The organism is Micromonospora sp. DT63 (genome assembly GCF_049841615.1).
Classification (GTDB): Bacteria; Actinomycetota; Actinomycetes; order Mycobacteriales; family Micromonosporaceae; genus Micromonospora.
Genome location: NZ_JBNCKQ010000001.1, coordinates 50,112 through 71,608, shown reverse-complemented (window position 1 = coordinate 71,608; position 21,497 = coordinate 50,112). Strand labels below are relative to the sequence as shown.

The window sequence follows — 21,497 nt, the reverse complement described above, 5'->3', positions numbered from 1 at the left end:
GCGGCGGGACCGCACCGGGTCCCGCCTCGGCCCGTGTTCCCGGCCGGTCGGTTGCCGACCGGCCGGGAACATCGCGTCAGGCGGTCGTCATCCCGCGGGTCGCCAGCTCGCTGAGCGACACAGCGCCGCTCGCGCCGAACGCCGCCCGAGCCACCGCCGGTTTGCGCAGCTCGAACACCTCGACGAGGATCGTCGGCGCTTCGGACCGGCGGCGGATCCCGTCGATCTCCTGCCGGTCCGGATTGAACGGCAACGTCTGCCACTGGTTCGCGGCCTGGTGCCAGTCGGACGAGATGGCCGCGGCCAGGCCGTCGAGCAGGCTCTCGTAGTTCTCCTTGCTGATCGCCCGACCCAACCCGTACCGCTCGCGCAGGGCGAGAATCTCGCGCGAAGCCTCTCCGGAGTAGCTGTCGTTGATGCCGAGCCACCAGTGCGCGAAGTAGGTGCCCTGGTAGCCCTGGGCCAGGTAACGCGAGCCGTCGTGGTGCACCTCGATGACGAAGTTGTGCACCTGCGGGAACTGGCAGTCGAGCAGCAGGACGGTCTGGGCGGTGGCGGGCTGGACGCGCAGCGCCTGCTTGAGCGCGGCGCCCTTGCCCTTGCCGTAGGTCTGGCTGGACAGGCGGACAGGCTCGCCGCCCCTGTCGCGCAACTGCTCGCGAATCTGGAACGCGGCTATTCCGCAGTTCGCCCACCTGCGGCTCTCGTCGCGCCGGGTGATCTGCGGGTCGCCGGTGCGTCCCGTGCTCCCCACCGCCGCGTTGAGCTTCGCCAGGTCGCCGTCGCCGACAGCCTCGTCACGCTGGCGTTGGCCGTCGTCGGTGGCACGGGCCATGTCGTTGCGCGCGTAGCTGGTCGCGGCGGTGATGGCTTCGGCCCAGGTCCCGAAGGTGCGGTGCTCCAGCAACGTGCTCGCCGACCAGTCCACCAACGCCCCGACCACCTCGCCCCTGAGGTCGCTGGGCAAGAGCGGTGTGATCCGGGCCAGGATGTCGCCGCACGCCTTCTCGTCGGTCTCCAGGTTGGGGATCTGACCCTTCGGCGGGTAGGTGTCCCGCTCCTCCGCGATGATCAGCATCCGAACCTCCACTGTCCGCTGTGTACGGCCGCCCCACGGCGGGCCGGGTTCCAGATTGGACTGTGCGTGAGCAGGCGAACACGGAACGTCGGACTTCCGTCCCGAACCGCGACGTCACCGCCCGGTCGGCGAGGACCCACGCGCGCGCCGTCGGGAGAGAGGCCTGGCGGTGATCCGCCGCTGTCCGAGACCAGGCCGCCGCGCCGCGGCCTGGGCCCAGACGGTCATCGAGGCAGCCGAACGCCGACATTAAGAAAGTTAAGGTCCGACTCTTGGAAGTTGAGGATTCTTAAGGTAGAAATTTAGGTATGACAGATCAGGCGATGGACTGGCAGGAACTCACCAGCCTGACGCGGGGGCAGCCGTTCGTCGTCGAGCGGGTGCGCCTGGCGGGCAACGGCGTCGCGATCGAGGGCGAGTTCGAGCTGCCGCAGCTGGCTCAGCTCAACGTCGAGGATCAGGTTTTCGTCACGGCGTTCGTGCGCTGCCACGGCTCGATCAAGGAGATGGAACGCATCTTCGGGGTGAGCTACCCGACGATCAAGTCACGGCTCAACCGGATCACGCAGATGCTCGACTTCGTCGAGACCGACCCGGCGCCGTCGCGGGCCGACGTCATCGACCGGTTGCGCCGCGGTGAGATCAACGCCCAGCAGGCGTTGGCCGAGCTGGAAGGCCGGTCGTGATGCCGCAGTTGGTGACCGTGAAGGTCGATCGCCCGGGCCACCGACCCATCCGCCTGTGGGTTCCGGTGCTCCCGGTGGTGCTCCTGCTCTTCCCGGTCGTGGTCCTGGTCGCGCTCGCGGCGATCGTGGCCTGCCTGGTGTTCCGCATCGGCGCGGTGCGGGCACTCGGCGCCGGTTGGCGCGTCATCTCCGCGCTGCCCGGCGCCCGTTTCGACATCGAGCAGGGCCGCACGGCCGTGCTCGTGGCCATCCGATAGGAGAGGTTCGACATGACCGAACAACGCAAGGACATCCTCGACATGCTGGCCGCCGGCAAGATCACCGCAGAGGAGGCGGAGCAGCTCATCGCCGCACTCGAACGGGACCAGGCACCGGCGGCGGCAGGTCTCGACGCCCGACCGAAGGGCAAGCTGAAGTACCTGCGGGTGGTGGTGGACGCCACCGACAACGGCGAGCCGTCGCGGGTCAACGTGCGGGTGCCGCTGCAACTGCTGCGGGCCGGCGTACGGCTGGCGGCGCTGGTCCCGCCGCAGGCGCTGGTCAAGGCCAACGCCTCACTCAGCGACTCGGGCGTGCCGATCGACCTGACGCAGCTCAAGCCCGAGCAGTTGGAGGCGCTCGTGGAGCACCTCGACGACATGACGGTGGAGGTGGACTCCCCCGATGCCACCGTGCGGGTCTTCTGCGAGTAGGCGCCGTCCGACCGGACGGCCCCTCGAGAGGGTGCTGCAACACCCTCCCGAGGTCTGCGTCCGCCGCAGCAGAGCACAGGTGAACTGCCAACCTGAAGTCTAGCCACGCGACCCAGCGGAGGGACCACTCGTGCGAGTGGTCCCTCCGCTGCGGTTCTCGGCGCTGCGCGCCCGCCCGCCCGCCCGCTCGCTCGCCAAGATCCGCGCAACTTCCCTGATACTGCTGCCTCCGCCATGCGGGAGACAGCAACATCCCTGATGTTGTGCGGATCTTGAGAGCGAATCAGTGTGACGGGGGCACGCTGATCGGGGAGCGGGGATCCGCCGACCTCGTCAGCCCACCCGGCGGAAAGATCGCGATCACGATTCGCGCTTGGCCCTGGTGCGACGGACGCGCCGGCGAGGGGTCTCATCGCCGCCGGCAAGCCGGGTGAAGGTCAGCATGTTCGCCAGTGCCACGGCGATGATCGCGAGGCCGACCTGGATCGCGAGCACGATCCAGTCCCAGCGCAGCACCCACACCTTCACGCCGGCGTCATCGTCGACGTGCAGCGCCCTGGCGACCACGGTGCCCAACACCGCCGAGCCGACGCCGAGAACGAACGTGGCGAAGATGCCGATCCGCTGCCTCCCCGGCAGGATGAGCCGGCCGAGCAGGCCGACGAGAGCGCCGATGAGCACCGCGCCGAGATAACCAGTCACCAGCATTGCCGTCTCCCCTCCAGCAGTGCCGGGGTACATGCCCGCTTTTCACGTTCCCGGAAACCCCGGTCGGGTTCGCCCGTGACATCAGCGGCGGAGGGACGTTCGTGGGTGGATCCCCACCACGCGACTAGCAGGAACCGTGCCAGTTCACCTTGGTCACGATCACCTGAAGGTAGAAGATGTTGCCGCGCGGGGTGGCACAGTGCGTGATGACCGTCGAGGCGTCCTGCCACGTGTGGTGGTATTCCAATTCGACGTTCGCGGTCGTGTAGTTGTAGAAGGTCTTCGTCGGGGCGCTGCCGGTCCACGGGCCGGTGGTCACCAGGGACGGGGTCTCCGTGGGGCCGGTGTTCACCGGAGCCCAGTTGGGCCAGGCGCAGAAGGTGCCCTGCTGGCAGTTGCCGGGCGGCCACGGCTCCTCGTCCGGCCACGGGCCGGCGGCGGACGCCGACGCGGCGGGGACGGTGGCCAGCAGGCCGGCGGTGGACAGGGCAAGGGCGAGGGACTTCAGTAGCACAGATCTCTCTCTTCCCAGAGGCGTCGATCGATCGATGAAAGTTACCACCGGGAAAATTGAGAGGTCAAGCATTCAATTCACCGACGTCTACGTCCAGAATCGCGGAAATTGCTGGTCAGCGTGGATTTGTCGCGGCCCGTCAACGGGTGAGGCCGACCAGCGTGGCCAGTCGCGCCACGCCGGCCGGCGCCGGCTGCGCGCGGGCGACATCGGCGATGGCCGTACGCGCCGACGGCAGTGCCCGGGATACCTGCCCGGATCTCACGTTCCCGGAAACGCCGCCGGCGTCGAACCCCGGGATCACCGGTCCTTGCGGAGCAGGACGGTCAGCGCCTGTCCGTCGGTCGTGCCGAAGGTGCCGTCGGTGGGATGTCCCAGCGCGGCGGCGAGGGTGCGGACGTGCAGATCCACCACCGCCTCCACCAGGTCGGCCAGCACGGAGACGGTGCCACGCCCCCGTCGCCAGCCCGCCACGCACAGGCCGAGGCCGACGAGCGCCGCGGGCCACCACAGCAGGCCGAGCGCCAGGTACAGCAGCCCCCAGCCCACCCGTCGGGCGGCGGCGGCGAAGTCGGCCTGCGCGAGGGCGAGCGGGCCCCGGGTCTCCTCGGGCAGCAGCAGCCACAGTCGGGGCCAGGCGGCGGCCAGGTCCAGGCCGTAGCAGGCCCGCACGCGTACGGCCGTGGCGAGCATGCGGTCACCGATCCACGTCGGCCGGTCCGGCTCGGTCACCGCGATCCGGTCGCAGGCGCGGGCGAGCGCCTGGGTGTCCGGCAGCGGTCCGGTGGTGTGGTCGGCGGACCGCAGCCGGCGTGCCTTGTCCCGCAGGGCGTTCTCGTACCGGTCCATCGCGGCGTTCCACAGGCGTCGCCGCCTGCGGGTCAGTGCCTCGCCGGCCCGCCCCCAGTCCTGGGTCCACAGGGCCAGGACCAGGCGTTCCAGGCTCTGGGCGGCCAGCGCGGCGACGACGCTGCCCAGCACGACACCGAGCACGATCAGCAGCGCGGACCCGGTGCTGCGGGCCGGTGGCCCGAGGGCGAGCCGGTCCACCTCCTGACCCAGCAGCGGCAGGTCCCACCAGTGTGCGTGGCCGAGGCGCACCGCCGCGGCGGCGATCGCCACGAACACCAGACCGGGCAGCGCCAGGGCGGCGAGCCACCGCTCGGCCAGCTTGCCGCCGAGCGAGGCGATGACCGCGTTCACCGGTCCATCCGGAACGTCGGCAGCGGGCAGTCCCACACGGCGCAGCGCGGCGGCGAGCCGGCGTCCGGCCGGGGGATCTCGACCCGGTCGCACAGGTCGCCGGGGCACACCTGCACGATTTCCGGGCGGCGGCCGTGGATGCCGGCCAGCGGCAGGTATCGGTCTCCCCGGACCGTCGTGTCGCCGCCGACCAGCCCGCCGACGCGCATCAACTCGGTCACCTCGGCGAGCACCGCGTCCACGGCCTGGTCGGACAGCGACAGGTCCCGCAGCCGCGCGAGGGCCCGCGCCGGTTCGGGGCCGAGCAGGTCGCCCACCTGCGCGATGTCCGTGCAGACCCGGGCCAGCCGGGTGGCCCGGTCGTCGTCGAGCTGCCGGTCCGGCGCCGATTGACTCATCGGCTGATTATCTCCTGTCGATGTGGCGTGCGGCTGGCAGGCTGGGGAGCAACCGCGACGGGGAGGTGCGCTGGTGAGTCGCTCCGCAAGGGACGTTGTCGACCACTGGCGTCGTGCCGCGGCCGGGCAGCCGCGCGGCGACCGGCGGTGGGCCGAGGCCCAGGTGGAGCTGGGGGCCGCGCTGCTCGACAGGTACGACACGGACCGGGCGCGGGAGGACCTGATCGAGGCCACCGTCGTGCTGGAGGCCGCGATCCGCACGATGGCCGACTCCTTTCTGGCCCAGGAGTTGGGTACGCCGCACGGCGTCCGCGCGCTGGCCACGTACACCGACGTGCTGCTGGCCCGGGCCCGGATCGAGAGCGAGCCGCAGCTCCTGGACATCGCCGAGCAGTATCTGCGGTTCGCCGAGGACGCCTCGGCCGACCTCGCCAACAGCGCGGTGCTGATGCTCAAGACCTGTCAGGTCTACCGGGTCCGGCACGACTTCGACGGCTCGGTCGACACGCTCTACCGGCTCACCGCGATCGCGAAGATGGCCGAGACGTGGATCAGCGCGGAGCACCGGCCCGCGTTGCGGGGCATCCACGCGGAGGCGCTGCTGCGGGCCTACCAGCTCACCGGTGTGGAGGACTACGTCGACGAGGCGTTGGAGCTGGTGTCCTCGGTGGACGCCACCGGGCCCAACCAGGACCAGATCGTCATGCTGCGAGCGCGGTGCCTGCTGGCCAGGGCGGCCGGGACCACCCACGTCGCCGATGTCGAACGGGCCATCGCGGTCCTGCGGGACCACACGCCGCAGGGCGTCGATCCGCGTTTCCTGCTCGGGCAGACGTTGCTCACCCTTGTCGACCGCACCGGCCGCGCCGAGGTGCTCGGCCAGGCCTGGGAGGAGTTCGCCGCCGCGCTGAACACCGTTCCCGAGCGGCATCCGCACCATCGGACGGCGCTGGCCAGCCTCTCCACCGTCGGCATGAAGACGCACCAACTGACCGGCGACATCTCGGCCCTGGAGATGGCGATCGGCCTGCTGCGCCGGGCGCTCGCGCTCTCCGTACGCGGCGAGGCCAACCACGCGTTGTACCTGGACCAGTTGGGCTACAGCCTCCGGTTGCTCTACGACGCGACCGGGGAGCCCGCCTACCTCGAGGAGTCGCTCGTCCTGCTGCGCGGGGCGCTGGACGCCCTGCCCGCGCGGCATCCGCAGCGTGTGGAGACCGGGTTGTCCATCGCCCAGGGGTTGCGGGCGACCTATCTGCGTACCGGTGAGAAGGCCCTGCTCACCGAGGCCGCCGAACGGGCGCGCGTCGCCGGCCGCATCGACTCCGGGGCCGTGCCGGTCCGGATCCAGGCCTTCGACAAGGCGGCGTACACGCTCACCGCGCTGGGCCGGTGGGAGGAGGCGACGGATGCCTTCGACGAGGCCGTCACGTTGCTGCCCCGGCTGGCGTCGCGGGGGCGTACCCGGCACGACCAGTACGCCGACCTCGGCTCGACGGCCGGGGTGGCGGCGACCGCCGCCTCCTGCGCGATCGGCGCCGGGCAGCCGGAGCGGGCTCTGGAGCTGTTGGAGCGCGGGCGGGGCCTGCTGCTGCACCAGCGGTTGACGGCCGACGGCGAGTGGGCGGCGCTGCAACGCGCCGACGGGCGTCTGGCGGCCGACTTCCAGCGGATGCGCCGGGACTTCGAAGCGCCCGTCCCCGAGTCGCCCCGACCCACCACCTTCGGCCGGGACCGGGAGACCGAGTGGAACGTGCTGCTGGACACGATCCGTAAGCTGCCCGGCCTGGGCGATTTCCTGCGCCCGCCCAGCGCCCGGCAGCTGCTCGACCGGGTCGACGGGCCCGTGATCGTGCCGATCGCCAGCGAGTTGCGCTGCGACGCGCTCATCCTGCGCCAGCACCGCGTCACGGTGCTGCCGCTGCCGGATCTGTCGCTCACCGACGCGATGACGCAGTTACGGCGGCTCCAGGAGGCGACCACCACGGCGTACGATCCGGCGGCGGACGCGCGGAGCCGGCTAGGCGCCCAGTCGGCGCTCACCGGCGTGCTCGAATGGTTGTGGCACGCCCTGGTCGGGCCGGTGCTGGACCATATCGACCCGCCCGGGGCGGCCGGCGAGCTGCCGCGCGTCTGGTGGTGCCCGGTCGGCCCGCTGGCGTTCTTTCCCCTGCACGCCGCGCAGGCCGGCGCCGGCCGGTCCGCCCTCGACCGGGTGGTCTCCTCCTACACCCCGACCGTGACCGCGCTCGCCCGCAAACGCACCGCGCCGCGGCAGTCCCGGCCCGACGCCCGGTCCTGCGTGGTGGCGATGCGCGCCACCCCCGGCGGCCCGGGGGCGCTGCCCAGCGCCGAACGCGAGGCCGCGTCGGCGGCGCGGGCGCTGCCCGGAGCGTGGCTCGGGCTGGACGCGCAGGCTACCCGGGAGCAGGTCCTGGACCGGTTGGCCGACTCGGCGTACGCGCACTTCGCGTGCCACGCGGTGGCCGATCCGAACGACCCGGCGCAGGGCCGGCTGCTCGTACACGATCACCAGGACAGCCCGCTCACCGTGGCCGACGTGTCCCGGCTGGACCTGGACGCGGAGTTCGCCTTCCTGTCGGCCTGCGCGACAGCCCAGGCCCCGCCGACGCTCGTCGACGAGTCGCTGCACATCACCGGCGCCTTCCAGCTCGCCGGGTTCCGGCATGTCATCGGCACCCTGTGGGAGGTCGACGACGCGGTCTCCCTCGCCCTGACCACCGCCTTCTACGCGCACCGCGACACGACCGGGTCGGCGACGTACGCGCTGCACTCGGCCGTACGCGGGCTGCGGGACCGCTACCCGCTGGCGCCGACGCTGTGGGCGGCGCACATCCACACCGGAGGCTGACCTTTCAACGCCCGTCGATGAGCCGGACCAGTGCCCGCGCCTTCTCCGTGTCGGGATGACCGGGGCCGTGCACGCGTTCGCACCCGGCCAGCGCGGCGCGCGCCTCCGGGCCGGCCCGCCGGTCACCGTCCTCGACAAGCAGTTGGGCGAAGAGCGTCCGCATCTCCAGGGTCGCGGGATGGTCGACGCCGCGGCCCCGTTCGCTGTCCGGCAGCGTGTCGGCAAGCAACCGGATCGCCTCGGTTCGCCGGCCCACCCCGGCGAGGGCTCTGGCCAGGGAGTGCCGGGCGTGCAGACGTACCCCGTCGGTGTTGCTGAGAGCGCGCCCGGCGTCGTCGGCGAGCGCCCGGGCGGCCTTGACCGCCTCGGCCGCCCGGCCGTTGTCGAGCAGGACGACGAGCAGGTTGCTGCGGGCCTGGAGGGACACCGGGCTGGTGGGGCCGACCGTCCGGGTCAGCCGCTGGACCACGTCCCGTAGCGCCCGCTCGGCCTGCTGGCTGCTGCCCTGCAGGTGCTGGAGACCGGCCAGCTTCATCTGGCAGGCCAGGGTCTCGGCGTCGTCGCGGCCCAGCGTCCGCGCCATGCCGTCGGCGACCCGACGCAGCAGCGGCTCGGCCTCGCCGAGGCGACGCAGCTCGATCAGCAACCAGCCCAGGTTGTTGCCGCTGCGCAACGTCTCGGCGTCGGCGTCGCCCAGCACCCGACGCCGCGCCTCGTAGACGTCCCGTTGCACCCGTTCGGCCTCGGCGTGCGAGCCGCGCTGCCAGAGCGCGAAGGCCAGGCTGTGTTTGCTGCGCAGGGTGTCCGGATGCTCCGGCCCGAGCGCCGAGCTGCGCAACGCGACGACCTCCTGATAGACGGCCACGGCCTCGGCGACCTCGTTGGTGCGCATCAACTCCCGCGCGTACTGGGTCCCCGCCGCCAAGGTCCGCGGATCGGTCGCGCCGTACTCCTCGTGAAAGGCGCGGTACTGCAGCCCGTAGGCGGTCGGACCACCGACCGTCTTGGTGGTCGAGCGCCCGCCGTGGGTGACGGTGATCTCGATGACCGGCTCGGACGACGTCGATTCGCGCGGTGGCTCGTCGTCGCGTTTACGGTCGCGGTTGAACCATCTGCCCACTGCGCGCACCCCCTGCGGTGTCGACGACCTCACGGCCGTCACGAGGAGCAGACTATCGACCCTGGCTGATTCCGTCGCCACAGCGGCCGCCGTGCGGAGCGCCCGGTTGGGACAGGTCAAACCGGTACGGCAGACCCAGGAACCCCGAGGCGGGACGTTCCTCGCAGTGAGGCCAATCGGCTGCAGGCACCGACGGTCCGACCACGCCAGCGTCAGCCACTGACTCGTTGCTCATCGGATGCTCATCGGTCTGCGGCAAGGTCGAGAGGAACGCCTGCCGACGTCCGGCAGGTGCACCGTTCTGGCACCAATCGGCGACCACTCACCAGGAGAACAGCACGTGGACCTGCAGCTCAGCGGCAAGACCGCATTCATCAGCGGATCCAGTCAAGGCATCGGTTACGCGACCGCGAAGGCCCTGGCCGGCGAGGGTGTCAACGTGGTCCTCAACGGCCGCGACCCGGCAAAGCTGGCCGAGGCTGTCGACGTGTTGCGTCGGGAGGCGCCCGGCGTATCCGTCACTGGTATCCCCGCCGACTTCTCGGTTGTCGATGACGTCGACAGGCTGTGCGACGAACTGCCAAGCGTCGACATTCTCATCAACAACGTCGGACTCTTCGAGCTCAAGCCTTTCGACCTCATCTCCGACGAGGAGTGGCGGCGCTACTTCGAGGTGAACGTGCTCAGCGGCGTCCGGCTCGCGCGGCACCTCATGCCGGCAATGCTCGATCGGGATTGGGGCCGGATCGTGTTCGTGAGCAGCGAGTCGGGCGTCAACATCCCCGCCGACATGATTCACTACGGCACGTCCAAGACGGCGATGCTCGCAGTGGGCAACGGCCTGGCGAAGCTGACGAAGGGCACCGCGGTGACCGTCAACTCGGTGCTGGGCGGCCCGACCTATTCCACAGGCGTCGCCGAAACGGTCAGGTCGCTGGCCGATGCCCAATCCCTCCTCGAGGACGACCTGAAAGTGGCGATCATCGGCGCCAACCAGACCTCCCTCCTGGGACGCTTCATCGAACCGAGCGAGATCGCCAACACCGTGACCTTCCTCGCCAGTCCCGCCGCGTCCGCAATCAACGGATCGGCGGTACGCGTCGATGGAGGTGTGCTGACAACGATCCTGTGAGTCCGCGGCGGGATTGACCCGCCGTGGCCGGCACCGGTGGCAGGTCGTGGGCTCGCCGGGGCGGCGATGCTGCTTCCGTCGCCGGTCGAGCAGGACCCCGGCTGCGGTCCTGATCGCGATGCCGGGCATCGGGGTCAGGACCGCGCATCATGACACCCCGGCGTAGCCACCGCACGATCGTCCTGGGCCGGAGCAGCCGGCCAGTCAGCGGGTGAGGCCGACGAGCGTCGCCAGTCGCGCCACGCCGGCCGGCGCCGGCTGCGCACGGGCGACATCGGCGATGAGAGTACGCGCCAACGGCCGGCACCGAACCTCAGCCGGCGCGACACTGTCCGCGTCGACAAGCGCGCGGGCCGCCCCGCGCAGGTCACCCACCTGGAGGTACGCCCGAGCGGCATCCACCAGGTACGCGCCCCGATACTCGGCCGGCAACCGCCGCCACCCCTCCCGCCGCACCACAGTCGAGTGCCGTCGCAGTGCCTCGACGGCGTCACCTTGCGACGCCGCCACCAGCACCCGCGCCAGCTCGACGGCGACCGGGCCGAAGCTGGTGCGGTGCTGATCGTCGTACCCCCGAAGGTTTGCGGCGACGCCCGCGGCTTGGTCGGCCAGCTCGTCGGCGCGATGGTGCTCGCCGCAGCCGGCGGCGGCCAGGGCGGCCTGGAGCAGCAGAGTCCCACCCACCGCCCACTCCCCAGCCGGCCTTTCATCGCGTCGATCATGAGGTTGACGGGCGAATTGATCTCTATCTAGCCCGCCAACCTCATGATCGACGCGGTGGAGCGGGGGCGGGAGGACGCGGTTGGCCGCCTTTTGGGTTGCGGTTAGGGCCAGGTGGTCGCGGTTGGCGGCGCGGAGCGCCTGGGCTACCGAGATGGCTGCTGTTGCCGCGAGCGCCGGGTTGTCGGCGGCGACGGTCATCGCGCGGTCGGCGGCCAGCCAGCCGAGGTCGGCCTCGCCGAGCTTGACCAGCAGCGACGAGGTGATGCGGTACGCCTCCACCAGCAGCTCCGCCGACCGCGCGCCCTGGGCGGCGTCGAGCAGACCCGGCAACACCCGCGTCAACTGCCCGTAGTGCGCGTGCTGGTAGGTCAACCAGGCGTACCCGACCTGCCGCCTCAGCTCGTCCGTCTCCTGTGGGGCCTGCGGAGTGTCGTAGCGGGCGAGCGCGGCCCGGATGTCGTCCACCCCGTCCGGCGGGCCGGCAGGAGTGCCCCGCGGCTGGCCGAGCAGCACCTCCGGGTCGACGCGCAGGACGTGGGCCAGCTCCTGGATCACCGAGTACCGGTCCAGGGGGCGGACGCCCCGCTCGATCTTGTCGACCCAGCTCTTCGACCTGCGCAGTCGGTCGGCGAGCATCTGTTGGGTCATCTGCCGCCGCACCCGCCAGCGGGCGACCCGGCGGCCGATCGGGAGGTCATCGCTGGTCACGCCGCCACCGCCGGTCCGGGACCGCGCGAGTCGTGTCCTCCAGGGGTACGCGCTCCGCCTCGGCCTGAGCGAGGAGACGCTGTTTGGCCGCCTCCCGCTCGGCCGCTTCGGATTGCTCGCCTTTGCTCGCTGACTCGTCACCTTGCATGCCCACCTCCGTCAACCCGGGGCGCGACGATCAGCTCGCCATCACCCACGACTCCTCCGATCAGCGAAGCGGGCGGCCGGTTGACGGACCAGATGGCAAGCAATGCGCTCCATTGCGCTGCTCAGGACGTGGGTTGCGCAGGGTTGCGCGGGTCCCCATCGGACCGAAGCAGCCCATAGGCTCGTCACTACTAGTAGTTGGCTGATGCCTGGAGGCGGAACCATGGCGCGACCGGTGACGAACTCGGCGTTCGAAGGGCTGCTACTTGCCGCCGGCTACGGCAACGCCCATGCCGCCTTCGCTCGCCAGCTCAATCACGCCGGCCGCAACGAGGGCACCTGGCGCTACGACGCTGCAAGCGTCTACTGGTGGCTGCGCGGTCGCCGGCCTGGCGATCACGTACAGGCCGCGATGGCCGAAACACTTGCTCGCAAGCTCGGTCGCTCAGTCGCTGTCACGGAGCTGGGGTTCGGCGCACCCGACAGCATCGGAATCTGTGTCTACCCCGCGTCCGTCGACGGAGCGATCGATACCGCCGAGCAGATCTGGACCAGGTTGGCCAGGCACCTCAACCAACAGGCCAGCGGGGTGTTCGACAGCGGCAAGGCGTTAGAGGCGGCGCTCGGCTGGCGGTATGACCTGTCCGACGAGGCGGTTAGCCGGAACGGCCTGCAACAGGTTACTTCGACCGATGTTCAATCGCTATACGCGCTGGCGGACCACTTCACCGATCTCGACCGACGTCATGGCAGCGGCTCTCCGCGCACACGGGCTGTCATGGCCGACCTCCTGGTGCGTCAGGTCGCGCCGATGCTGCACGGCACCTACACCGATGTCGTGGGGCGTGACCTTATGCGCGCAGCGGCCACACTCTCCGGGCAACTCGCGTTCATGTCGTATGACGCGGGCGAACATGCGATGGCGCAGCATCATGTGACGCTCGGCCTGCGGCTCGCAAAGGCCGCCGGCGACCGCCTCTACGGTGCTCACCTGCTGGCGAACCTCGCTACACAGGCTGTGTTCTTGGGGCACGCTCGGGAGGCGGCCCGGCTCGTCGAAGCAGCCATCGATGGTGCCGGCCGTGCACCCGCCGCAGTCCTCGCTCGTCTGCACGCCACAGCAGCTACCGCTTACGGACAGTCGGGCGAGCGACGTGCCTGCCAGCTCGCTCTAACTAAGGCTGAGCGTGCTCTCGATCGGACGGGCACAGACCACGGCCCGCGGTGGGTCGCCTACTTCAGCCCTGCCCACTTGGCCGGGGCAGCAGTGAGGTGTCTGGGAGACCTCCACCTGCACGCTGAAGCCCTCGGGCACGCCACCGAGGCGCTCAACCTCGGTAGCAAGAACACGCGAACGCGTGCCCTTCACACCGCCCTCATCGCCGTGACTCACGCCCGCGCTGGGGACACCGACGCCGCCTGCATCTGGGCCTCGAAGACTGGGCAACGCGCTGCGGGCATCCAGTCGGCGCGTGTTCAACAACGGGTCCGCGAACTCGCTAAAACGCTCGGCTCGCAGCAGGCGTCACCCCAGGTGAACGAAGTCCTGCACACCCTCGCGGCCTTGCCAGCAGCCCCCTAAAACCAGAGCACACCTAGACATGTCCGCTAGCGTCTCCGAGGTGACCTGGACGGAGCCCGCCACGTGGTACGCGAACTTGGCTTCTTTCTACGCCGCCGCCGCGGCCTTCATCACCGATCCGGCCGACAACGTGCTGCTGGTCAAACCCACCTACCGCGACTACTGGGCGTTTCCTGGCGGCTACGTGGACGAGGGTGAATACCCGCATGATGCGTGCGCTCGGGAGATTCGAGAAGAACTTGGCCTCGATCTAGTGGTGGGCGACCTCTTGGTGGTGGATTGGGCACCGCCGAGCGGGCAACGGCCGCGCGCAATCATCAGCCTGACGTTTGACTGCGGTTATGTCACAAGTCTCGACGGCTTGAATCTGCCGGGAGAAGAGCTAGCGGAAGCAGCCTTCTTTCAGCACCCAGAGGCCGAGCGGCGCCTTCCCACCAACGTCGCCTCCCGGTTATCGGCGGCGAGGTGCGCCCGAGCCCGCAACGTCCCGCTGTACCTCGCCGGCGGCTCGGCCACACGGCCGCCCTACTGCGCTGAGGCGGACGAGCAGGCTGGGACCACTGCGGAGGCCACGTGATCAAGGTTCCCGAAAAGGTCGACCCGTCCTCACCCCGGCCAGCCACCACTCAGCAGGGGCCGACCTTGGAACCCGGATGCTCGTGGTCCCCCCGATCGTCTGGGCCGTTTTGCGGCTCGGACGGCCCATGCGGCTGCTATTGCCGGGTGTCGCCGAGCGCGGCAGTTGCGTTAGGCCTGCCTACCGGTAACCTCTGGGGTTCAGCTACTCAAGGAGCAACGGGATGCCCTCTGCCGCCGCCACCGATGCTGTCAAGCGGCTAGCGTCACGCGCTGCAGGTCGGACCGAAGCGGACCTCCAGGCCGACGTCTACCTCCTCTTAACCACCGGCGATCTCGCCCTGGACCCTACTCAAGTCGCTCGGCTCGAGGTGCAGACTGGCGATGGCACCAGGCGACGGCTAGATGTAGAAATCGGCCACGCCGTCATTGAGGTCAAGAGGGATCTCCGCGTCAGCGGTATTCGGAATGACGCCGAAAGGCAACTCGCCGGGTACGTCGCTTCTCGCTCCCGACTACTGGGGACGCGGTACGTTGGCATCCTGACCGACGGGGCGGAGTGGCACCTTTACAACCTCGCTAACGAACAGTTCGGACACGTTGCGAAGCTTGAGCTCAGCAACAGCGAGCCGGACATTGAAAAGCTTCTCGTCTGGCTTGAAGCAATTCTGGCCACTCAAGAACTCGTAAAGCCAACACCCATAGAGATCCACCGCCGACTCGGAGCCGAGTCCCCTGCGCACCAGCTCGATCACGCAACGCTGCAGAACCTATACCGACAAGCACGAAACATCCCCGAGGTTGAACTCAAGCGTGAGCTATGGGCCAAACTACTGAGGACCGCGTTCGGCAAGGAATTCAGGGACTACGAAGAGCTTTTCGTCGATCATACGCTCCTCGTGTTGACCTCTGAGATCATCGCACACGCGGTGGTTGGATTTAATATTTCACGCACAGGAACCTTAACTCCCGCGATGCTCGCCCAGGGGTCCGCATTCACCACCTCGAAGGTACACGGAGCAGTCGAAGCCGACTTTTTTGACTGGGTGCTACATGCTGACGGTGGTTCGGAATTCGTTAGCGAATTGGCGCACCGAATCGCTCGATTCGACTGGAACCAGGTCGAGCACGACGTACTTAAGGTTCTTTACGAGTCAGTCATTAGCCAGGATGAGCGCCGAAGTCTCGGCGAATACTACACTCCCGACTGGCTTGCCGAGAAAATGGTAGAGGAATCAGTATCTAGACCTCTGGAGCAGAGGGTTCTGGACCCTTCCTGCGGCTCAGGAACTTTTCTGTTTCACGCTATCCGCCGTTATCTCGCAGAAGCAGAGTCGGTCGGCATGCCTCATGGAGCACAAGTTGCGGGTGTGGTTGAACGGGTATACGGGATGGACGTGCACCCGGTATCAGTAACGCTCGCCCGGGTGACCTACCTCCTTGCCATCGGGAACGAGCGCCTTTCAGCCAAGGACCGTGGACCAATCTCGATTCCTGTTTACCTTGGAGACTCCCTGCAGTGGGAGCAGCGGCGGGACCTCTTCGGGGGTGCTGAGGATATCCGTATTGCGACTTCGGGGGACGATCTCGTCGAAACGGGCCAGGGCACCCTGATCGACGATGATTTAAACTTCCCCGCCCGAGTCCTCCACGATGCCGGAGATTTCGATCGGCTGGTTGATGCGATGGCGAATCGCGCAGTCATGGAATCAAACAAGTCAAGCGCCGACCTAATGCGGCCCATCCTTCGTCAATTCGGGATCCACCAAGGCGACGTTTCGATGCTAACCACAACCTTCGCTACGATGAGGCGGTTGCACCAGGATAAACGGAATCACATTTGGGGCTACTACGTCAGAAACCTGATTCGCCCCCTGTGGCTATCGCAGCGAGATCATCGCGTCGATGTTCTCATAGGAAATCCTCCCTGGCTCCGCTACTCCTCGATGACCAGCGGCATGCAGGCGCGCTACAAGGCCCTGGCAAAGGAGCGAGGACTACTGACAGGTGCTCTTGGAGCGTCTAGTCGTGACCTTGCAACACTTTTCGTGGCGCGCAGCGTTGAACTTTACTTAAATGATTCCGGCTGCTTTTCATTCGTTATGCCGTACGGAACTTTGACCCGAAAACCCGCTGATGGGTTCCGTTCGGGGCGGTGGGGCGCAAATCTGTCGGTCCGGTTCGGGCCATCCTGGGACCTGGAAAAAACACCCACCGGATTTCCTATGGTGTCGTGTGTCATTCACGGCTCTGTCACTGCCGGCAAGCCCACCCACATGCCTGCGGAGGTGCAGGTGTGGAGGTCAAAGGTTAGGACCCCTAATATCACCTGGTCCAAGCTTCGCGACAAAATGTCGATCGAAGCCGGGGCTGTCCACCAGTTGAGCTCGCAAGCGAAACCAGCGGAGTCGCCATACAAGTCACGTTTTCGAAATGGTGCAATCCTTTATCCTCGCGTGCTGCTGTTTATTGATGAAGAGCCCACGAGCCCTCTCGGAAGCAGTGCGGGCCGAGCAATGGTGCGCACCCGACGCTCGGTGAAGGCTCAGTGGGTTGGTGTCGAGTCGCTCAGAGGGCCGGTAGAGCAATCTTTCATTCGATCCGTGTTCCTGGGTGAGAACATTCTTCCGTTCCGTACGCTCGACCCACTGAAAGCGGTTCTGCCAGTAACCGATTCAACCGTGTTAGACGCCGATCAGATCGAGGGGCACCCTGATCTTTCTGATTGGTGGGCTATCGTCGAGCAGACCTGGGAAGCCCATAAGGCGAAGAACGACATTTCACCATTCCTGCGCCGGATCGACTACCACGGCCAGCTTAGCTCGCAGCTCCCCTCTGCGCGGCACCGAGTCGTTTACAGCAAATCGGGCAACCAGCTAGCGGCGGCTCGGACGGAACAACCAGATGTAATCATAGAAAACCGCCTTTACTGGGCGGCAGTGAGCGGCATTCGCGAAGCCCGCTATTTGACCGCCATTCTCAACTCGGAGATGGTTCTTGAGCGGGTCAAGCCCCTGCAGGCCCTAGGTTTATTCGGCGGACGAGATTTCGATAAGAATGTTTTCTCGGTGCCCATCCCGCCGTTCGATGAAAACAACCTCGCGCATCAAGAGTTGGTGGACTTGGCGGGCGATGCCGAGGAAATGGCAAGCGCCCTGGATATATCGGCAGCACGTGACTTTAAGATTGCAAGGGGAATAATTCGACGGCAATTGATCGACAGTGGCCTGAATTCAAAGATCGAAGCTGTAGTAGCCGAGGTAGTTCCTCCGGCGGCAATCGATAAGGTATAGCGGCTTTGAAGATGCGAGATCAAACGGTTATCATAGCGCCACGATCGCCGCAGTCTCCGCCGGCAACTCGATCCGGTCCCGCATCACGGTGACTCCCTCGCCGGTCGCCAGCAGCACCCGCCGAGCCACCCCAGGCAGCGAGACCCCCTGCCCCCGCCCAGCCAGGTTTGCCACCACAAGCGTGTCCCCCCGTCGCATGAGCAGGAACTGGTCCCCGTGCTGCACGGAAACCGCGTGCAGCCGAGGATCCGACAGGTCCGGCACCGACCGCCGCAGCCCAATCAACCGCTGGTAGAACGCCAGCATCGAAGCATGCTCAGGCTTGTCCAGCTCGGCCCAGTCCAGCCGGGACCGTACGAACGTCTGCGGGTCCTGCGGATCGGGCACGTCCCCCTCGGGCCACCCGTGCGCCGCGAACTCCCGCCGCCGCCCGGTCCGCACCGCAGAGGCCAGCTCCGGCTCCGGATGCGACGTGAAGAACTGCCACGGCGTAGAGGCGGCCCACTCCTCCCCCATGAACAGCATGGGAGTGAACGGCGCGGTCAACAGCAACGTGGCCCCAACGCGGAGCAGCGAAGGCGACAACGAAGCCGAGATCCGGTCCCCGGTGGCCCGGTTACCAATCTGGTCGTGGTTCTGCAAATAGGCCACCATCCGGTGCCCAGGAATTCGTGGATCGACAGGCCGCCCGTGGTGCCGGTTCCGGAAGCTCGACCAGGTGCCCGCGTGGAAGAACCCACCCGTCAGCACGTCAGCAAGCGTCTCCAGCGAGCCGAAGTCGCCGTAGTACCCCTGCCGCTCCCCCGTCAGCAACGTGTGCAGGGCGTGGTGGGCGTCGTCGTTCCACTGCGCGTGCAGCCCGAACCCACCCGCCTCCCGGGGCGTGATGAGCCGAGGATCGTTGAGGTCGGACTCGGCGATCAGCGACAACGGCCGGCCCAGGTGCGTCGACAGCGACTCGACGGCGATGGTCAGCTCTTCCAGGATGGGCACCGCCCGCGAGTCGAGCAGGGCGTGCACGGCATCCAGACGCAGCCCGTCGACGTGGTAGTCGCGCAGCCACATGAGGACGCTGTCGATGATGTAGCGGCGTACCTCGTCGGAGTGCGGGCCGTCCAGGTTGACCGAGCGGCCCCAACTGTTGCTCTGCTCGGCGAGGTAGGGCCCGAACCGCGGCGCGTAGGCCCCGGAGGGCCCGAAATGGTTGTAGACGACGTCGAGGATCACCCCCAGGCCGCGAGCGTGGGCGGCGTCGACGAACCGTTTCAGGCCGTCGGGGCCGCCGTAGGGCTGGTGCGGGGCATACCAGCAGACGCCGTCGTACCCCCAGTTGTGTTCGCCGTTGAAGGCGTTGACCGGGAGCAGTTCGATCAGGTCGACGCCCAACGACACCAGGTGGTCGAGGCGGTCGATGGCCGCGTCGAAGGTGCCCTCCGGGGTGAAGGTGCCGATGTGCAGCTCGTAGAGGATGCTGCCCGGCAACTGCCGGCCGGTCCACAGGCTGTCGGACCACTCGAAGGCGGAGTGGTCGTAGCTGCGGCTCGGCCCGTGCACCCCCGCAGGCTGCCACGGCGAGCGGGGGTCGGGCAGCGGGGTCTCGTCGTCGTTCAGCAGAAAGGAGTAGTCGGTGCCGGGGCCGGCGTCGGGCACCTCGACCTGCCACCAGCCGTCGGCGGCGGCGCGCATCTCGTGGTCGGTGTCGCCGGCCAGGCGCAGCCGCACCCGGGCGGCGTCCGGCGCCCAGACGGAAAACTCGGTCATGAAACGGCCTCCTCGGCAGCGGTGAGAGGAGCCAGCAGAGCGACGGGAAAGTCGGCCAGAAGAGTGTCCAGCGACGTCTCCCCGCCACTGTAGACCCGGCCGGTGAACAGGTCCTTCACCTCGTTAACACCAAGCGACAGGGCTGTGTCGCACCAGCCGCCGGCGCGCGCCAGACCCAGCGGCAGGCGGGTCGCCACGGCGATCGCGCCACCCCTGTCGAACGCCACCACGTGCCGGCCGACCGGCCCGTGCGCCGGCACCGGCCGGTAGCCGGTGAACAGCTCCGGGTGCGCCCGGCGCAGACGCAGCGTCCGCGACACGACGAGCAGCTTCGCCGCGCCGTCGGTGTCGACCGGGGGACGCCAGCCGCCGTCGAGCCGTGCCAGCATCTCCCGGCGTACGTCGAAGTCGACAGGCCGGCGATTGTCCGGATCGACGAGGGAGTTGTCCCACAACTCGGTGCCCTGGTAGGTGTCCGGCACACCGGGCATGGTGAGTTGGATCAGCTTCTGCCCGAGCGAGTTGCACCAGCCGGCCGGGGTGATGGCGGCAGCGAGTTCGGTCAGCTCGTCGTGCAGGCTCGGGTCGTCGTACATCCGGTCGATGACCGCGTGCATGGCCTGCTCGAAGACCGGGTCCGGGTCCGCCCAACCGGTCGAGGCCGCAGCCTCCCGGGCGGCCTTCTCGGCGTACGCGTGCAGCCGCTCCCGCTCGATCGGCCACGCACCGACGGCGGTCTGCCAGAGCAGGTGGGCGAACGACGCATCGGGCAGCGGCGCGTACTCCATCCAGCTCTTGACCTGCTCCGCCCAACGGCCCGGCAGCTCACTGAGCACGGCGAGGCGGGCGCGCACGTCCTCGCCGCGCTTGGTGTCGTGGGTGGAGAGGGTTGTCATGCTGGCGGGCCAGCGGACCTGCTGGGCGGCGGCGAAGCGGTGGAACTCCGCAGGTGGCACACCGAAGTGGGCGGGGCTGCCGCCGACCTCGTTGAGCGCCACGAACCGGGTCCAGCGGTAGAACGCGGTGTCCTCCACGCCCTTGGCCATCACCGCGCCGGTGAGCTGCGGGAAGCGCATCGCCAGCTCGTCGTCGCTGTCGCGCAGCCGGCGGGTGATCGCGTCCAGGGCGCCGGTCAGGTCGGGGCGGCGGCGGCCGGCCTCGGAGCGGGCGGCCGCGAGGTGGCGGGCGCCGTGCGGCGGGTAGCCGCGGTACACCGGGAAGGCTGCGGCCAGCTCGGCGAGCGCCGCGCGGGCCTCTTCGGTCGGCACCTCGGGGGCGAGCGCGGCCAGGCGGGTCAGCTCGGCCGCGAGCAGCGTCGTCGCGGCGGCCAGCTTCGTGGTGTGGGTCAGGTCCTGCCACGAGGTGTGGTGCCCGGTGAGGTGGGTGTCCAGCACGGTGAAGTCGCCCTCGGCGTCGGTGTCGACGAACAGGCCGTTCACGGCGGCGAGGGCGTCGTAGCCGGTGGTGCCGTCCACCGGCCAGTCCGGCAGTTCCTCGCCGTACTCCAGGATCTTCTCCACCACGAGCCAGGCCTCCGGCGCGGCCTCGCGCAGCCGGGCGAGATAGCCGGCGGGGTCGCGCAGGCCGTCCGGGTGGTCGACGCGGATGCCGACGACCTCGCCCGCGGCGGCCCAGGCCAGGATCAGCTCGTGGGTGGCGGCGAACACCGCCGGGTCCTCCACGCGCAGGCCCGCCAGGCCCGCGATGGCGAAGAACCGGCGGTACGTCAGCTCGGCGTCACCGCGCCGCCAGGAGACCAGCTCGTAGTGCTGCCTGTCGTGCACCTCGCGGGCGCTGCCGTCGCCGGTGCCGTCGGCGATCGGGAAGCGGTGCTCGTGGTAGCGCAGCTCCCCGTCGACGACCTTGAGGTCGTCCAGGGCGGCCGGGTCGTCGGCAAGCACCGGCAGCAGCAGCCGGCCCCGGTCCCAGTCGATGTCGAACCAGTCGGCGTACGACGAGTCACGCCCCCGGCGCAGCACGTCCCACCAGGGCGGGTTGGCCGGCGGTACGGCGACCCCGGCGTGGTTGGGCACGATGTCGACGACCAGGCCGAGCCGCTTCTCGCGCAGCGCCCGCAGCAGCCGCCGCCGGGCGGCCTCACCGCCCAGCTCCGGGTTGACCGTGCGGTGGTCGACAACGTCGTACCCGTGCGCCGAACCGGGCGTCGCGGCCAGCAGCGGGGCCGTGTAGAGGTGACTGACGCCCAGGTCGACGAGGTAGTCGAGGATGCCCGCGGTGGCGTCCAGGTCGAAGCCGGGACGGACCTGGACGCGGTAGGTGGCCTGCGGAGGGGTGGAGGCCATG

Annotated in this window: 17 protein-coding genes; 8 read left to right on the top strand and 9 right to left on the bottom strand. The window is 68.7% G+C overall.

The window, feature by feature from the left end:
- Window positions 1-76 precede the first annotated feature (76 nt).
- Window positions 77-1,078, bottom strand: coding sequence for a hypothetical protein (locus ACLQ27_RS00325; RefSeq protein ID WP_425865271.1), 1,002 nt, complete (start codon window positions 1,076-1,078; stop codon window positions 77-79).
- Window positions 1,079-1,386: 308 nt separating this feature from the next.
- On the opposite strand from ACLQ27_RS00325, the gene ACLQ27_RS00320 reads away from it, so the two are divergent.
- Genes ACLQ27_RS00320 through ACLQ27_RS00310 form a run of 3 tightly spaced genes read left to right on the top strand, consistent with a single transcriptional unit; the run spans window position 1,387 to window position 2,456 of the window.
- Complete coding sequence (locus tag ACLQ27_RS00320; protein WP_357490092.1) at window positions 1,387-1,764, top strand: DUF2089 domain-containing protein; 378 nt, start codon at window positions 1,387-1,389, stop codon at window positions 1,762-1,764.
- A 17-nt stretch (window positions 1,765-1,781) separates the two neighbouring features.
- Window positions 1,782-2,021 carry a hypothetical protein gene (locus tag ACLQ27_RS00315; RefSeq protein ID WP_425865270.1) on the top strand — a complete coding sequence of 80 codons (240 nt, stop codon included), beginning with the start codon at window positions 1,782-1,784 and terminating at the stop codon, window positions 2,019-2,021.
- Between the two features lie 12 nt (window positions 2,022-2,033).
- The gene (locus ACLQ27_RS00310) at window positions 2,034-2,456 is read left to right on the top strand and encodes an SHOCT-like domain-containing protein (protein ID WP_357490091.1); all 423 of its coding nucleotides are present in this window, start codon (window positions 2,034-2,036) and stop codon (window positions 2,454-2,456) included.
- Between the two features lie 360 nt (window positions 2,457-2,816).
- Here ACLQ27_RS00310 and ACLQ27_RS00305 read toward each other — a convergent pair whose 3' ends face one another.
- The 4 genes from ACLQ27_RS00305 to ACLQ27_RS00290 all read right to left on the bottom strand — a co-directional run bounded on the left by ACLQ27_RS00305 (window position 2,817) and on the right by ACLQ27_RS00290 (window position 5,279).
- Window positions 2,817-3,164, bottom strand: coding sequence for a GlsB/YeaQ/YmgE family stress response membrane protein (locus tag ACLQ27_RS00305; RefSeq protein ID WP_425865269.1), 348 nt, complete (start codon window positions 3,162-3,164; stop codon window positions 2,817-2,819).
- A gap of 124 nt (window positions 3,165-3,288) precedes the next feature.
- Window positions 3,289-3,678, bottom strand: coding sequence for a hypothetical protein (locus ACLQ27_RS00300; protein WP_357575324.1), 390 nt, complete (start codon window positions 3,676-3,678; stop codon window positions 3,289-3,291).
- A gap of 300 nt (window positions 3,679-3,978) precedes the next feature.
- Window positions 3,979-4,881: a hypothetical protein gene (locus tag ACLQ27_RS00295; protein WP_425865268.1), complete on the bottom strand. Its 903-nt coding sequence runs from the start codon at window positions 4,879-4,881 to the stop codon at window positions 3,979-3,981.
- Window positions 4,878-5,279, bottom strand: a complete 402-nt coding sequence (locus ACLQ27_RS00290) for a hypothetical protein (RefSeq protein ID WP_425865267.1) — start codon at window positions 5,277-5,279, stop codon at window positions 4,878-4,880. Before ACLQ27_RS00290 ends, ACLQ27_RS00295 begins: the two co-directional genes overlap by 4 nt.
- Before the next feature lie 73 nt (window positions 5,280-5,352).
- On the opposite strand from ACLQ27_RS00290, the gene ACLQ27_RS00285 reads away from it, so the two are divergent.
- Window positions 5,353-8,151: a CHAT domain-containing protein gene (locus ACLQ27_RS00285; protein WP_425865265.1), complete on the top strand. Its 2,799-nt coding sequence runs from the start codon at window positions 5,353-5,355 to the stop codon at window positions 8,149-8,151.
- A gap of 4 nt (window positions 8,152-8,155) precedes the next feature.
- On the opposite strand, the gene ACLQ27_RS00280 is transcribed toward ACLQ27_RS00285, so the two are convergent.
- Window positions 8,156-9,271 carry a tetratricopeptide repeat protein gene (locus tag ACLQ27_RS00280; protein ID WP_425865264.1) on the bottom strand — a complete coding sequence of 372 codons (1,116 nt, stop codon included), beginning with the start codon at window positions 9,269-9,271 and terminating at the stop codon, window positions 8,156-8,158.
- 340 nt (window positions 9,272-9,611) lie between these two features.
- On the opposite strand from ACLQ27_RS00280, the gene ACLQ27_RS00275 reads away from it, so the two are divergent.
- A complete protein-coding gene (locus ACLQ27_RS00275) occupies window positions 9,612-10,403 on the top strand; it encodes an SDR family NAD(P)-dependent oxidoreductase (protein ID WP_358112346.1) in 792 nt (263 codons plus the stop codon).
- Between the two features lie 204 nt (window positions 10,404-10,607).
- Here ACLQ27_RS00275 and ACLQ27_RS00270 read toward each other — a convergent pair whose 3' ends face one another.
- Window positions 10,608-11,834, bottom strand: coding sequence for a helix-turn-helix domain-containing protein (locus ACLQ27_RS00270; RefSeq protein ID WP_425865262.1), 1,227 nt, complete (start codon window positions 11,832-11,834; stop codon window positions 10,608-10,610).
- 370 nt (window positions 11,835-12,204) lie between these two features.
- Here ACLQ27_RS00270 and ACLQ27_RS00265 point away from each other — a divergent pair, with 370 nt between their 5' ends.
- From ACLQ27_RS00265 to ACLQ27_RS00255, 3 genes are all read left to right on the top strand, one after another.
- Complete coding sequence (locus tag ACLQ27_RS00265; RefSeq protein WP_425865260.1) at window positions 12,205-13,563, top strand: hypothetical protein; 1,359 nt, start codon at window positions 12,205-12,207, stop codon at window positions 13,561-13,563.
- A gap of 40 nt (window positions 13,564-13,603) precedes the next feature.
- A complete protein-coding gene (locus ACLQ27_RS00260) occupies window positions 13,604-14,140 on the top strand; it encodes an NUDIX domain-containing protein (RefSeq protein WP_425865258.1) in 537 nt (178 codons plus the stop codon).
- A 223-nt stretch (window positions 14,141-14,363) separates the two neighbouring features.
- Window positions 14,364-17,432 (top strand): N-6 DNA methylase, encoded by a 3,069-nt coding sequence (locus ACLQ27_RS00255; protein ID WP_425865257.1) that lies wholly within the window; start codon window positions 14,364-14,366, stop codon window positions 17,430-17,432.
- A gap of 30 nt (window positions 17,433-17,462) precedes the next feature.
- On the opposite strand, the gene treZ is transcribed toward ACLQ27_RS00255, so the two are convergent.
- Together treZ and treY are read right to left on the bottom strand one after the other, a co-directional pair.
- Window positions 17,463-19,193 carry a malto-oligosyltrehalose trehalohydrolase gene (treZ, locus tag ACLQ27_RS00250; RefSeq protein WP_425865256.1) on the bottom strand — a complete coding sequence of 577 codons (1,731 nt, stop codon included), beginning with the start codon at window positions 19,191-19,193 and terminating at the stop codon, window positions 17,463-17,465.
- Window positions 19,190-21,496: a malto-oligosyltrehalose synthase gene (gene treY, locus ACLQ27_RS00245; RefSeq protein ID WP_425865255.1), complete on the bottom strand. Its 2,307-nt coding sequence runs from the start codon at window positions 21,494-21,496 to the stop codon at window positions 19,190-19,192. The genes treZ and treY overlap by 4 nt, the downstream gene beginning before the upstream one ends.
- Window position 21,497: the final 1 nt, after the last annotated feature.